Here is a 13,568-nt window from a genome sequence, read left to right as displayed (position 1 = left end):
CTCCTGACTCCTGACTCCTGACTCCTGACTCCTGACTCCTGACTCCTGACTCCTGACTCCTGACTCCTGACTCCTGACTCCTGACTCCTGACTCCTGACTCCTGACTCCTGACTCCTGACTTATGGATCTTTTATGACAACAGAAAAAACAACCTGCTCGAAAATAAAAATTATCTTAGTAGAACCAGCAGGAGAATTAAATGTAGGTTCAATTGCCAGAGTGATGAAAAACTTTGGTTTATCTGATTTAATATTAGTAAATCCTCAGTGCGATCGCCTATCTTTTGAAGCCTTAAAAATGGCAGTTCACGCCAAAGAAATATTAGAAAATGCTGTCATAGTTGATACTTTACCAGAAGCATTAACAGGATGTACCCGTGTGATCGCTACCATAGGTAGAGATTATAGCGGAGAATTACCCTTAGAAAACCCCCGTCACGCCTTCCCCTGGTTATTAGCAGAACCAGAAAAACCCACAGCATTAATTTTTGGTAGAGAAGATCGGGGATTAACCAATCAAGAAATCAATTATGCCCAAAAGTTAGTATTTATTCCTACAAATCCCGAATACCCATCATTAAACTTAGCTACTGCGGTGTCAATCTGTTGTTACGAATTATCACAACTAGCGGAAAATTTTATCACTCAGAAAACACCGACAACAGAAACAGCACCCTTGGACACTGTAGAACCCTACTACCAGGAATTAGAATCTCTACTACTTGCCATAGGTTATCTTTATCCCCACACAGCAGCCAGTAGGATGGAAAAATTCCGCCATTTATATAACCGCGCCCACCTACAAACCACGGAAGTTGCTATGCTCAGAGGTATGATTAAACAAGTACAATGGGCAATTCAAAATTACAACAGCTTAGAAAACTCAGGACTATGATGGAACTATAGTCATCGGGTTTGACTTCTGAATTTATCATTTATCTGTGTAGGCAGGCAAGAGGCACTCATGCAAAAGGCTTTTAGAGAATTTTGGTGTACGGAGTTTTTTTCAATAATCAAATAGGAGTCCTATATATTTTTTAGATATCATCTTCCAAAAGCATTGATTATGACTTACACTAAACTGAAAAATGCTGCTTAGTAACAGAAGGGGTTCTGAGTATCAAGGTGCATAGTGTAGTTAGTTTTGGGTCGAAATTTGACAAACAAAACAGTCGAGTGGGTAACTAAGGAGTAGCAGTGTCAGAATCAAATGACAAACTAATAGCTGTGTCAAAACGGCAGTCTTCCCAGCGTCGTCGTCCGCGTCCTGTTCAAAGCCAAGACCAAGGACAAGCCCAAAAACAGTCCCAAAAGGCAGGACAAAAACAAGCCAGGAAGCAACAGCAGGGTGCAAACAGAGGGGAAACTGTAGCACTCACAAGGTTAAACAATCCTATCAGTTCTGCTAATGTTACAACTGAGGGGCGAAGACCATCAAGCCGGTTAGTCATGCCGACAGCTGTTAAACCCATCCCTAAACCAAAGGCAAATATGTCAACCAAAATGCCACAATCGGTTACAGGGAAATTAAAAACAGTGCGTGTACAAAAGCAAGGCAAGCTAAAAGTAACCAGGCAATCATCACGGAAAACGCGATTAAAGCCAATGGCTAAGGCTGTATTGTATACCTTGCGTTTATTGATTGTTGGTATCGGACTAGGTGCAATTGTCGGCACGATATTATCAATATTAGACCCTGCTTATCGCATCATTACAACCTCTGCATCCCCATCTCAGACCAATATCACCCAATCTCATGCTAATAACCAAGCATCTGGTTCTGGTTTAGTCTTAGCTCAAGAAATTACCACTTTAAAATCTACTTTACAAAATCTAGCTACCGCCAACCCAAGTCTAACGCCTGGGGTTTTCATGGTAGATTTAGATACGGGTGGCTATGTAGATATTAATGCTAGTACAAGTTTTCCTGCTGCCAGCACCATCAAAATTCCGATTTTAGTAGCTTTTTTCCAAGATGTCGATGGGGGAAAAATTCGCTTGGATGAAATGCTGACTATGGAAAAAGAAATGGTGGCAGGAGGTTCTGGTAATTTACGCACTCAACCTGTGGGTAGTAAATACACAGCGTTGGATGTAGCCACAAAAATGATGACTATCAGTGATAACACTGCCACAAATATGCTCATTACCAGACTGGGAGGCCAGGAAGTATTAAATGGGCGTTTTCGCAGTTGGGGATTAACAACTACAGCTATTCGTAATATTTTACCAGATTTAGAAGGTACAAACACCACATCACCCAAAGAATTAGCAGATTTAATTGCTAAAGTGAATCAAGGTAATTTAGTCAGTATGCGATCGCGTGATTTAATGTTAGATATCATGCGTCGCACAGAAAGAAACACTCTCATACCTTCTGGGTTAGGAGAAGGAGCAAGAGCATATCATAAAACCGGTGATATTGGGACAATGTTAGGAGATGCAGGTTTAATTGATATCCCCACCGGTAAGCGTTACATTGCTGCTGTCATGGTAAAACGTCCTCATAATGATCCTGCTGCGGAAACACTGATTAGTTCTATTTCTCAAGCTGCTTACGAAAACTTTAGTCAAGCGAATGTCACACCCCCCACTCCTACAAATAATCCACCATCAACAAGTTTTCAACCACCAGTTCAACCAGTTCAACCAGTTCAACCAGTTCAACCTTTCATTCAACCTTTCATTCAACCCCAGGTAATGAGTCCAATACCACCCAATGGTATGGTTAATAATGTACCGATGGGTACTTATCAACCTCCTATGATGACTCCACAATATTATCCACCAAGATAGGAGTCAGGAGAATTTTAGATTTTAGATTTTAGATTTTGGATTTTGGATTTTAGATTAATCTATTACCAATTACCCATTACCCATTACCAATCACCAATTAATCATGACATCTACTCCTCCATCAATTCAATTTTTTGCAGGTTTATTTGAAGAACTGAGTAACGTGAGTTTACGACGGGAAACCCGCACTGGTAAACGCATTGTAGTTATGCAATTTGAACAATTAAAAGCTTTGTCCGGTTTTAATAGTTTTACCAAACAGTCTTTAAATTCCCTATTATTAACAGATGAAGAAGGAGAAATTAGTGTTACTCCTACGGGAACAAAGTTTATTTTTGGTGGTGATGAAGGAGATGAATTAAAACGGGTAGATTGTAAATTTGAAGTAGAAAGAGAAGATCATTTTGCACGAATTATGCGTTTTTTGCACCGTTATGCTGATGCAAACGGAATGGAATATGGGGAAAAATAAAGGAGTCAGGAGTCAGGAGTCAGGAGTCAGGAGTCAGTAGTTAGAAGAAATGCAACCTGCAAGAACATTTGAAGATTTAATAGTCTGGCAAAAAGCACATCAATTTGTGTTAGGAGTATATCAATTAACAGCTAACTTTCCCAACACAGAAATATATGGACTTACTTCTCAGCTTAGACGCGCATCAGTTTCTATCCCCGCAAATATCGCGGAAGGATTTAAGAAAAAAGGAGACGTAGATAAAGTAAGATTCATGAATATTGCACAAGCTTCTTTAGAAGAATGTAGATACTATCTTATTCTCACAGATGATTTAGGATATGGGAATACGTCAGAATTAATGCTGAAACTGCAAGAAGTTAGTAGATTATTAGATAGTTATGCAAAAGCTATTCTCAAAAATTCTACTTCATAACTCCTAGCTTCTTCTTATTCCTACCTCCTGACTCCTGACTCCTGACTCCTGACTCCTTATATTTTCTGATATCTCATTCCTGGAAGTTGGGAAACCAAACCCATTAATTCTAACTGTAACAAAGAACTAGAAACTAAACCCGCATCCATACCTGTTTTCTGCACAATAAAATCAAAAGGTAAAGATTCAACAGTTAAAATATCTATTACCTTTTGTAATTCTGGTTCTAATTTAGGAGTTTCTAATTTAGGAGTTTCTAATTTAGGAGTTTCTGGTTTAGGAGTTTCTGGTTTAGGAGTTTCTGGTTTAGGAGTTTCTAATTTAGGAGTTTTTAACTTAGTTTGAGTTGGTTGAGATAAAGGAACAGAATTAAAAAGAGGAGTTTCTACATCTATTTGGGGAATAGCACCCAACATAATTAATAATTCATTTAATTGTTGATTTATTAAACCTGCACCTTGACTAATTAATTTTAAACATCCTTGGGATGGTTCATCATCAACTCTTCCCGGTAAAGCGTAAACATCACGACAAAACTCATTTGCATAAGTTGCTGTTATTAAAGCACCTGATTTTGTTCCCGCTTCCATCACTAATACTGCACGACTTAAACCTGCAATAATACGATTTCTGCGCGGAAAATGAGTCCTGTTAGGTGTAGTTTTCGCAGGATATTCACTAATAACAATCCCAGATTTTAAAATTTGTTGATATAAATCTTTATTTTTCACAGGATATATAACATCTACACCAGTTCCTACAACCGCTATAGTTCTACCTCCCGCTTTCATTGCAGCGGTATGACTTTCCGTGTCTATTCCTTCGGCCATTCCCGAAACCACAGTAAAACCATTTTTAGCTAAAGCAGTGCTAATTTGACGAGTCCATTTTATTCCATATTCTGTAGGTTTACGAGTTCCCACTATACCTACCAAGGGTTTTTTTCCTGAATTTTCTTGTAAATCAACTTCACCACGATAATATAAAATTGCTGGTGGTGTGGGAATTTCTCTTAATAATTGGGGATATTCTAAATCTGCGGGTGTCCAGAAATTCGGGTTTATTTGTTGATGTTGAATCAGTAATTGTTCTGGGTTTATACGACTTCTTTGTTGTACAACTTTTTCTAAAGTTTGAAAACCAAAACCTTCGATTTTTCGTAATTCCGCAGGACTCGCTTTCCAAGCATTTTCTAATTTACTAAAATGCTGGTGTAATCGTTGTAATAATATTGGACCAATTCCCGAAATTTGCGACCAAGCTAACCAATATTTGCGCTCTTCTATAGTAGACATTTTCAAAAAATCAACCTTTGCGTCTTTGCGTGAGATATTCTAATCTTTAACCCTTTGCTAATCTTTGATTCTTCAAATAATCAAAAACCGACTTATCACCAATATCTGCGGGAATATTTTGTACTGTTTTCCGCAACGCAAACACTAAAAAAGCAATTACCCAAATACCTAATAAAACCTGTTCTGCTTGAGTTGATAAAATTCCTGCTAAATGTCCTAATAATAAAAGTGGAACAAGGGGAGTTAAGATTTTCGTTTCTAACCGATTAAAACAAAATCCTTCTTTAAAGAAAATACCTGTTAAAGCAGCAAAAGTAAAACCCACACCAAATAATGTTAGTGGTTGATTATAAATAGTATTCGCAAAAGGTTGATGATCCAAATGTGCGAAAATTAAGGCAGAAATACTACCAATTATCCAGAAAAGTTGTAAAATTTGATGTAGCAACTTCATATATATGTGAATAGTTAATAAACTCACCCCCAAAGCTAAACTAAAAACAGTGTAAAGAGGGGTAATAGCTTGAATAGCTAAGGGATAATCACCATAAAATAAAGCTAAATTACTAGCAATTGCAAAACTAATTGCTGCTATCATTAAACTGGTACGATAGATGATCACACCGATGCGATCGCCCTTAGTAATGGTAAATTCTCCAAACTGTCCTTGATAGACTTCTGGTGTAGGTTGTGGTTCTGGAGTAGATATTGATTGTGTAGTCATATTCAATAATAGAGGATATTGCTAACTGACTGCTATAGCTATTGTATTATGATATTGTGAATTTTTACATCATGAAAAATCCCATATCTGTATAATTCATCTTAACCCTGCTTATTAAGACAGGAGTTGGGGGGATCTGAAACTTTTCCTGTTTTCAGTAAAATTGCTATTAGCCATGATTTAATATATGTATATGATTATCTGGGTAGAGGGGTGAATCGGATGATTGGTAGAATCATTGCAGCACGATACAAAATCATCAGTAAGATAGGACAGGGTACATTTGGTACAACTTATTTAGCGGAAGATACCCAAGTACCCCCACCAAGTGAATGTGTAGTTAAACATTTTACACCATCAAGCACCGAACCGGAAACAATAAAAAAATCTCAAGAATTATTTGCACGGGAAGCTACAATCCTGCATCAACTAGGTAAACATCCACAAATACCCCGACTTTTAGCTTATCCCCAAGAAAACCAAGATTTTTTTATAGTTCAAGAATATATAGCAGGATATGATTTAAAACAAGAAATTCGTCCTAATATTCCATTGAAGGAAGATGTTGTAATTCAATTATTAACAGATATTTTAGAAGTTTTAGTATTTATTCATGAACAGGAAGTAATTCATCGAGATTTAAAACCGGAAAATATTAGAAGAAGACAAAAAGATCAGAAAATAGTCATCATTGATTTTGGTGCAGTCAAACAAATCAGCACTCAATATTTAGAAAATCAACAACCACAAAATCCTACTACAATTGGTACTCGTGGGTATACACCAATAGAACAACAAATAGGAGCAACTGAATTTAGCAGTGATATTTATGCTGTAGGAATGATTGGTATTCAAGCACTCACAGGTAAACATCCTAAATCCTTAGGAAGAGATCAAGAAGCAAAATTAATTTGGCGTGATTTTGTGAACGTTAGTGATCGATTTGCTAATTTTTTAGATAAAATGGTAGAATACAATCACACAAACCGTTATGCTGATGCAACAGAAGCATTAACAGCATTACAGCAAATCTCACAACAACAAATTTATCATCATCAACTTGATAATCAATCTAATGATGAATCCACTACAATTACAATAGGTACAAAGTTTAATCCCTTACTTCTGAAAATTGCATCTGTAGGATTAGGTATATTAGTGACAGGAATTATTACTTTTGTATTTATTAACAGTCGTCTTCCCGAATGTGATGGAAAGTTAGCAACCTATCAAAACAGAGAATATAATATCAATCTGGAATATCCAGAATGTTGGCCTCAAGATGCAACACCAAATGCTTTAGATGATAAACTTGTGACATTTATTCACCCTCGAAAACATTCAAGATTGATAATTAGTAGTTTTCCTTATTTAGAAACTTTAGATCAGCTGCAAAACTTTCAAGAACAGGATATAACTGATAATTTAACAGATGGGAAAGTCACAAAAAGAGATACATATTTTTTTAGTGGGAAACAAGGAAGAAAAATCATTGCAACTGGTAGAAACGGTGATGAAAAAATCAAGAATATGTATGTAATGACTTTGAAAGAAAATAAAGCTTATGTGATTATTTATTCAGCAGAAGAAAATGAATATGACAAGTTTTTAAACACTGTAGAAATGATAATTCAATCAATAGAAATCGAATAATTCTCGTTCCCAGTCTCAGACTGGGAATGCAAAACGTGAGTCTCTGACTCACAACATGGTAAAATGATATTGATGATTTTTGTCTGAATCAGGACACCCTTCGGGAAGTCAAAAGTCAAAAGTCAAAAGTCAAAAGTCAGAATTAGGACTTACGCAAGATGTGACTGAAAACCTTATTCTTGCGTAGGGGTAATTCATGAATTACCCCTACTTTCGTTCCCTTTTGCGTAAGTCCTGAGAATTTTTTTGTCTGAATATTCCTCAAAAACCCCTTGACATTTTTCTAGTTTCGGTTATCATAATATTATAGTGGGAATCTGTGTAGCCAGATATAGTAATCAACTAAAATCACAAAGTCATAAACAACCATCAATGTTAAAAATCCTGCTGTAAAAATAGCCAAATTCATTTTTTCCTCCTTTTAAAGAATCACAAATCAAGTCAGAAATAGGTAATCTAACATCCTGTGAATCCTGATTCAGACAAATACAACTTTAAACACCAACAAACCATCTAAAAATTACCATCCCGTACATCCTCAAATCCTGGTTATCCTGATTCTGACAAAATATTATTGTTGTAATTTTCTAATTCTATTCAAAGCATCTTGATAAACTTCATTTTTACCTTGTTGTTGATATAATTTTGCTGCTTGTTGAAAATCTGCTATAGCACCTTGCTTATCTCCTAAATCATTACGGGCATTTCCCCGGTTGTAGTAAGCATTGGCAAGGTTAGGATTAATCTTGATAGCTTGGTTGTAATCATCTATAGCACCTTGCTTATCTCCTAAATCATTACGGACAACTCCCCGGTTGTTGTAGGCTTGGGCATAGTTAGGATTAATCTTGATAGCTTGGTTGTAATCATCTATAGCACCTTGCTTATCTCCTAATTCATAACGGACAACTCCCCGGTTGTTGTAGGCTTGGGCATAGTTAGGATTAATCTTGATAGCTTGGTTGTAATCATCTATAGCACCTTGCTTATCTCCTAATTCCTTACGGACAATTCCCCGGTTGTAGTAGGCTAGGGCATCGTTAGGATTAAACTTGATAGCTTGGTTGTAATCATCTATAGCACCTTGCTTATCTCCTAATTCCTTACGGACAATTCCCCGGTTGTAGTAGGCTTGGGCTAAGTTAGGATTAATCTTGATAGCTTGGTTGTAATCATCTATAGCACCTTGCTTATCTCCTAATTCATAACGGACAATTCCCCGGTTGTTGTAGGCATTGGCATCGTTAGGATTAAACTTGATAGCTTGGTTGTAATCATCTATAGCACCTTGCTTATCTCCTAATTCCTTACGGACAATTCCCCGGTTGTAGTAGGCATCGGCATAGTTAGGATTAATCTTGATAGCTTCAGTATAAGCTACTATTGCCCCACGATTATCACCTTTGTTTTGTTTATCCAAACCTAAAGCAAAATAATCATCAACATTTAACGCCCCACTGTTAGGTTTAGCAGTTACACCCGTTGAAAGCCTGATAAAAGTATTAATAGGAACACCAGCATATCTATTTAAATTCCTATTTTCAAACTCATCACCCCGGCCATGAATACCTATTACCTCACCTTGCTGGTTTAACACTGGTCCCCCACTCATACCCTTGACAGTCTGGTTAGTATAAACTAAATTATAACCACCATCCACAGTCACCTGTTTAGCATTAGCGGAAACTTCCCCATTAAAACAGTCGTAAAGCGGAGTAGGAACATTTCCTGTTGGGGGACGAAAACCACCGACATAAACATTATCCCGACGTTGCACCCCATCAGAATTACCCAACTTCGCTATTTGATAACTTCTATTACTGCTAAACTGCACTACCGTTAAATCTACCGCAGTTCCCAGAGGTTTGATATTCTGCACATTAATGGGATAACGTTGTCCATCAGGGGTGACAATGGTATATCTTAAATTCTGATCTCGGAAATTATGAAAAGCGGTGAGAACAGAATAAGTATTCCCATCTTTTTTGATTAAAGTTCCCGAACCATTGTATTTACCATTATCAATTAAAACGGTGATTTTTTCGGCTATGGCATCTATTTCTTTACTGCATGATAAACCCTGTCCTGTTGCTGGTGGTGTCAGGGTGAGGGAGGTGAGGATAAATAAGGTGGGAAGAGTATATTTATAGTGCATATTATTTTTATTTGTCTGAATCAGGACACCCTTCGGGAAGTCAAAAGTCAAAAGTCAAAGGTCAAAAAATTAATGATATTTAGAGTTTTGAGGATTTACAGGATGTGATTGTTAAATTTATGGTTTGATTTTGGGTGTTTTTTTGTCTGTGTTTACTCCTTAGTCAATGCTGATATATTCATCCCAAGGACTAAAAACATTAACAGACGAAAAAGCAAAATCACTAATATTACGAGTAACAATGATCAGATTATTTTCAGATGCAGTCGCAGCGATTAAACTGTTGACAAGGTTGTTTTTTGACATATTCAGAAATAACACAAGTATCTAATAAATAAGTCATAATGAAATATCTCTACCTGTGTCTTTATCTCTTGCAAATAATGTTTCATTTTCTTCTAATTCAGGTAAAAGCAGAAATTCTGATAATTTCATCTGAGACTTATCTGATTGAGAAACTTTAATTTCTTCTAACTCACATAACCAACGTTGAAGAATAGTCTTTTGTTCTTCTATTGGCAAAGTTTCCACCGTTTCTATAACTTTTTGAAGTAATTCTGTTGTCATAATCATAGCAGGGAATAAAAGTATTTAGGGGTTGCTGAGAAAGTCTTTCCGTGAGGGCATAGGAGTCAGGAGTCAGGAGTCAGGAGTCAGGAGTCAGGAGGAGATTTGAAAATTTCTTTGCCATCTCTTGAAATCCCAAAAAATGCACACTTTTTCCGGTATACCCTTCAAAACCCTTGCACTAATTTCTGTGTTTATCAGCCTCTAACCTTTGATATATCAAGGTTTTAGGTTTATTCAGCAAACCCTATTTATCTATTATATCTTCAACTAGGAATCATTAATATTATTTTACCATGTTGTGAGTCAGAGACTCACCTTTTGCATTCCCAGTCTGAGACTGGGAACGAGAATTTTTAAGGTTTAGTTTTTCTAGAACACCGATTCATTAATCGTCAGGGCGAAGCATTCGGGTGATAACCTATCGCTAAAACCATTGATATTCTGTCCGAATGCTTCGCCCCTACAAGGTAAAAACAGATTACCTAGCATTACTGAATCGACGCTCTAGGGGTACTGCCCAACTTAAACGGATAATTTGTTGATGTAATGTTTCTGTTGTTGGTGTACCATCTATATACATTGAGGGATTTTCCCAAATAGGAAAAGCGTGCATCCCATTAACTCCGACTAACTCACCTTGTGTATTTAATAATGGTCCGCCGCTCATGCCTTTGTCAAGTTGGTTGGTGTATCCTATTTGATATCCCCCTGATAGTGCTTTTTCTAAGACTAAGGCTATTTTACCGGTGGTTAGTGTAATTTCTTTAACTGTGCTGTTTTCCTGGTTGACGGGAAAACCAACTACAAATACTTCATCTCCGGTTTTGGGTTTCTCTCCCATAACTGCAACTGCATAATTTTCTCTGCTGGAAAATTCTAATATCCCTAAATCATATTTTTCTAACTTTGCTGTTTTTGATACTTCTGCTTTATATACTTTCCCATCTGGAGTTACTATTTTATAAGGTGGTTCATCTGCTGCTAATACATGAGCGTTGGTTAAAACAGTATAGATATTATCTTGTTTATTATCTTGTTTATTATCTTGTTTATTATCTTGTTTTTTCAGTAAAATTCCTGAACCCAGGAAGTCTGTTGATAGCACTTTGACGGTAATAGTTGCTGCTTGTTTTTTTAACTCGCTTTGAGAAAGTTCGGTTTTTATTTGTTCCCTGTTTCCATTTTGACTTTGATTTACCTCAGAAACATTTACAGAGATACCTGTATTAGCGGTTGATGTTGATAGTAGGAGAGATAACCCGCTAACACAGGTAATAATTTTAATAGGTTTGAAATCAAGCAGTTTAAAATCAAGCAATTTAAAAACAGACCTTAGTTTTTTATTCACTTGCTAAATTATCGAAATAGATATCAAAATCAAACATAATATCCTCAGGATCTCCTGTTTGAATGTCGATTTTACCTGCTGCTAAAGCACTTTTGTCAAAAAGTTTAGCGGCTACCGCTTTTCTATTTGCACCCGGTTTGAGAGTAAAAAGTAAATTTCGACTGTTGCAGACTGTGTTAGAGTCACTTCCAGAGCAAATTACAGGTTGTTTGTTAATTATACCACTAACGATTTTCTTTAGTGTACCATGATCATAATTGCGCTGAAATCTTGATGACACTTCACGACATCTGGCTTCAGGACTATAAGGTGCAGGAAAATCTGTAGAATTCCATCTTATCACCCTGTATTTTCTCCCGTCCTCTGTGCGTGCAAAGGTGAAATATTTACCACCAACTATATCACAATAAAATTTAGTACCTTCTGCGTAGCTAGGTTTACTGAAGCTGACGGTTGTAGCTAAAGCCAGTAAAGATGACAAAATAACAATTTTTGATGTTCTGAGTTTCATGTTGTTTTGGCGTTGACAGTAATTTTATACCCGAAATATTACATTTTAACTTTTTCTCTTCCTTTGCGTCTTTGCGCCTTTGCGTGAGATATAAAATTATAGTATAAATTAACAATCTCCCAAAAACAAGATTTGTAAATGATCTAAATATTTTCTCTGCAATTGTACCTGTGCATTACCTTTATATACAGCAATTTCTACCCATCCATGACTACCAACCAAAGCTAAAATTTCCCCAACTTCCACATCACTGTAAGTTTCACATCCTGGTATTTGCAAACCTTGAACTTCTACACACCAGGTTTTACCCTCCACAAACCTACCAGGAATATTACTGATTAAATTACCAAAGTGATCTATATATTGAATACAACCTGCTATACCGTTAGTAATTTCTCGACATTCGCCAATATCTAATTTTACCAAAGTTTCAGGATTGATTTCTCTGCCTAAGTTTTGCACAGATACACCACTTGCTAAATGTGCTGCGACAGGTGCGAAAATATCTCTACCGTGAAAGGTGCTGCTAGGTTGAGATATTCGCCAATATTGAGAGTTTGTTAACTCTACTGCTGTTATTACTTTATTTTCAGCAATTATACCGCTAAAAATGCCGTTATCTGGTCCGACAAGATAACCTTGATCTAATTTTAGAGCGATCGCTCTCCTTTGACTACCCACCCCCGGATCTACTACTGCTAAATGTACCGTACCCTGGGGAAAATAAGGATAAGCATTCATCAAGGAAAATCTAGCTGCGGCGATGTTTTGCGGTGGAATTTGATGATTTAAATCTATTAAGGTCAGATTTGGATTAATTTGGCAAATTATACCTTTCATTACTCCGACATATACATCATCATATCCAAAGTCACTTAATAAGGTCAAAATTTTTGCTTGATTCATATAAATTCAAAATTTTTCATTCATTACCTCATTGAAAATTTACAATTATTAAAAATTGTCTGTAACGATAATTACAAAAAATCTGGTATTTTATAAAAACATGACATCATCAAAAATATCAAGGTCAAAATTATGGCGATAAATATTAATCGAATACAAGCAGTTAAAAAAGCTGATGAAGCACATAGACAAAACCTGAAAAAAAATGTTGAACATCGTCTAGAAATGGCAAGATTAAAAGGTGATGAGCAACTTATTCGTCAATTAGAAGCAGAACAAGCTTATTACCGGTGAATTATTTCCTTTTTTTGATGTTTATTAATGTTTATTCATGTTAATTGGTGTTAATTTTTTAGAATTTTTAGTTTCGTTGTGTGTTTACCTGCAAAAGCAGGTTTTTTTTTAGTATCGTAAAATCAAGACTCAACAAAAAACCAGGGTAAGATAAGCTGTTACACAGCTAAATTGTATAGGACTAATATTTTAAACTCTTGTTTAACAGGCAAGATGCCTGTTCCACTTATACAAATTAAATGCACAACAGCTTAATTCCCCTGAAACTTCCTAAAATTTGTTTAATTTTGGTAGTTTTTCAATAATCGACAATTAACAATGAACAATTGACAATGAGGAAGAATATTGAAAAAGCGGATTTTTTTGGGTTTTATCCCCTTGAAAGGGGAGGGTTGAAACCTTGAATTAAACAATTGTCAATTATCAATT

At 36.2% G+C, this 13,568-nt stretch carries 14 protein-coding genes; 6 read left to right on the top strand and 8 right to left on the bottom strand.

Annotated features, from left to right (window positions below):
* Window positions 1–133 precede the first annotated feature (133 nt).
* The 4 genes from H6F45_RS17135 (at window position 134) to H6F45_RS17120 (ending at window position 3,683) form a co-directional block, all read left to right on the top strand.
* The gene (locus H6F45_RS17135; RefSeq protein WP_190347885.1) at window positions 134–895 is read left to right on the top strand and encodes an RNA methyltransferase; all 762 of its coding nucleotides are present in this window, start codon (window positions 134–136) and stop codon (window positions 893–895) included.
* 302 nt (window positions 896–1,197) lie between these two features.
* Window positions 1,198–2,796 carry a serine hydrolase gene (locus H6F45_RS17130; RefSeq protein WP_190347883.1) on the top strand — a complete coding sequence of 533 codons (1,599 nt, stop codon included), beginning with the start codon at window positions 1,198–1,200 and terminating at the stop codon, window positions 2,794–2,796.
* Between the two features lie 103 nt (window positions 2,797–2,899).
* Entirely contained in the window at window positions 2,900–3,268 is a 369-nt protein-coding gene (gene psb28 / locus H6F45_RS17125) for a photosystem II reaction center protein Psb28 (protein ID WP_096566054.1), read from the top strand.
* A 49-nt stretch (window positions 3,269–3,317) separates the two neighbouring features.
* Window positions 3,318–3,683: a four helix bundle protein gene (locus tag H6F45_RS17120; RefSeq protein WP_190347881.1), complete on the top strand. Its 366-nt coding sequence runs from the start codon at window positions 3,318–3,320 to the stop codon at window positions 3,681–3,683.
* Between the two features lie 56 nt (window positions 3,684–3,739).
* Here H6F45_RS17120 and dprA read toward each other — a convergent pair whose 3' ends face one another.
* Both dprA and H6F45_RS17110 read right to left on the bottom strand, forming a co-directional pair.
* The gene (dprA, locus tag H6F45_RS17115; protein ID WP_190347879.1) at window positions 3,740–4,978 is read right to left on the bottom strand and encodes a DNA-processing protein DprA; all 1,239 of its coding nucleotides are present in this window, start codon (window positions 4,976–4,978) and stop codon (window positions 3,740–3,742) included.
* A 46-nt stretch (window positions 4,979–5,024) separates the two neighbouring features.
* Window positions 5,025–5,702, bottom strand: a complete 678-nt coding sequence (locus H6F45_RS17110) for a DUF2301 domain-containing membrane protein (protein WP_137667456.1) — start codon at window positions 5,700–5,702, stop codon at window positions 5,025–5,027.
* A gap of 126 nt (window positions 5,703–5,828) precedes the next feature.
* Between H6F45_RS17110 and H6F45_RS17105 the strand changes: the two genes are divergently transcribed.
* Window positions 5,829–7,355 (top strand): serine/threonine-protein kinase, encoded by a 1,527-nt coding sequence (locus tag H6F45_RS17105; protein WP_190347872.1) that lies wholly within the window; start codon window positions 5,829–5,831, stop codon window positions 7,353–7,355.
* A gap of 571 nt (window positions 7,356–7,926) precedes the next feature.
* On the opposite strand, the gene H6F45_RS17100 is transcribed toward H6F45_RS17105, so the two are convergent.
* The 6 genes from H6F45_RS17100 to H6F45_RS17075 all read right to left on the bottom strand — a co-directional run bounded on the left by H6F45_RS17100 (window position 7,927) and on the right by H6F45_RS17075 (window position 12,845).
* Window positions 7,927–9,510 carry a tetratricopeptide repeat-containing serine protease family protein gene (locus H6F45_RS17100; protein WP_190347870.1) on the bottom strand — a complete coding sequence of 528 codons (1,584 nt, stop codon included), beginning with the start codon at window positions 9,508–9,510 and terminating at the stop codon, window positions 7,927–7,929.
* A 159-nt stretch (window positions 9,511–9,669) separates the two neighbouring features.
* A complete protein-coding gene (locus tag H6F45_RS17095) occupies window positions 9,670–9,816 on the bottom strand; it encodes a hypothetical protein (protein WP_190347868.1) in 147 nt (48 codons plus the stop codon).
* Window positions 9,817–9,849: 33 nt separating this feature from the next.
* Window positions 9,850–10,083: a hypothetical protein gene (locus H6F45_RS17090; RefSeq protein ID WP_228051843.1), complete on the bottom strand. Its 234-nt coding sequence runs from the start codon at window positions 10,081–10,083 to the stop codon at window positions 9,850–9,852.
* 475 nt (window positions 10,084–10,558) lie between these two features.
* Window positions 10,559–11,428 carry a serine protease gene (locus H6F45_RS17085; RefSeq protein WP_272110699.1) on the bottom strand — a complete coding sequence of 290 codons (870 nt, stop codon included), beginning with the start codon at window positions 11,426–11,428 and terminating at the stop codon, window positions 10,559–10,561.
* Window positions 11,421–11,939, bottom strand: a complete 519-nt coding sequence (locus tag H6F45_RS17080) for a COP23 domain-containing protein (RefSeq protein WP_190347866.1) — start codon at window positions 11,937–11,939, stop codon at window positions 11,421–11,423. The genes H6F45_RS17085 and H6F45_RS17080 overlap by 8 nt, the downstream gene beginning before the upstream one ends.
* 108 nt (window positions 11,940–12,047) lie before the next feature.
* Window positions 12,048–12,845 carry an SAM-dependent chlorinase/fluorinase gene (locus H6F45_RS17075; RefSeq protein WP_190347864.1) on the bottom strand — a complete coding sequence of 266 codons (798 nt, stop codon included), beginning with the start codon at window positions 12,843–12,845 and terminating at the stop codon, window positions 12,048–12,050.
* Between the two features lie 132 nt (window positions 12,846–12,977).
* Between H6F45_RS17075 and H6F45_RS17070 the strand changes: the two genes are divergently transcribed.
* Window positions 12,978–13,139 (top strand): hypothetical protein, encoded by a 162-nt coding sequence (locus H6F45_RS17070; protein WP_190347891.1) that lies wholly within the window; start codon window positions 12,978–12,980, stop codon window positions 13,137–13,139.
* Window positions 13,140–13,568 lie beyond the last annotated feature (429 nt).

It is taken from the genome of Sphaerospermopsis sp. FACHB-1194 (genome assembly GCF_014696235.1).
Lineage (GTDB): Bacteria > Cyanobacteriota > Cyanobacteriia > Cyanobacteriales > Nostocaceae > Sphaerospermopsis > Sphaerospermopsis kisseleviana.
The sequence above is the reverse complement of the archived record's forward strand: the minus strand, read 5'-3'. Positions and strand labels throughout refer to the sequence as shown.

Coding starts and splice junctions, on each gene's coding strand:
- H6F45_RS17135 (WP_190347885.1), top strand. CDS start 134: ATGACAACAGAAAAAACAACCTGCTCGAAAATAAAAATTATCTTAGTA.
- psb28 (WP_096566054.1), top strand. CDS start 2,900: ATGACATCTACTCCTCCATCAATTCAATTTTTTGCAGGTTTATTTGAA.
- H6F45_RS17120 (WP_190347881.1), top strand. CDS start 3,318: ATGCAACCTGCAAGAACATTTGAAGATTTAATAGTCTGGCAAAAAGCA.
- dprA (WP_190347879.1), bottom strand. CDS start 4,978: ATGTCTACTATAGAAGAGCGCAAATATTGGTTAGCTTGGTCGCAAATT.
- H6F45_RS17110 (WP_137667456.1), bottom strand. CDS start 5,702: ATGACTACACAATCAATATCTACTCCAGAACCACAACCTACACCAGAA.
- H6F45_RS17100 (WP_190347870.1), bottom strand. CDS start 9,510: ATGCACTATAAATATACTCTTCCCACCTTATTTATCCTCACCTCCCTC.
- H6F45_RS17095 (WP_190347868.1), bottom strand. CDS start 9,816: ATGTCAAAAAACAACCTTGTCAACAGTTTAATCGCTGCGACTGCATCT.
- H6F45_RS17090 (WP_228051843.1), bottom strand. CDS start 10,083: ATGATTATGACAACAGAATTACTTCAAAAAGTTATAGAAACGGTGGAA.
- H6F45_RS17080 (WP_190347866.1), bottom strand. CDS start 11,939: ATGAAACTCAGAACATCAAAAATTGTTATTTTGTCATCTTTACTGGCT.
- H6F45_RS17075 (WP_190347864.1), bottom strand. CDS start 12,845: ATGAATCAAGCAAAAATTTTGACCTTATTAAGTGACTTTGGATATGAT.
- H6F45_RS17070 (WP_190347891.1), top strand. CDS start 12,978: ATGGCGATAAATATTAATCGAATACAAGCAGTTAAAAAAGCTGATGAA.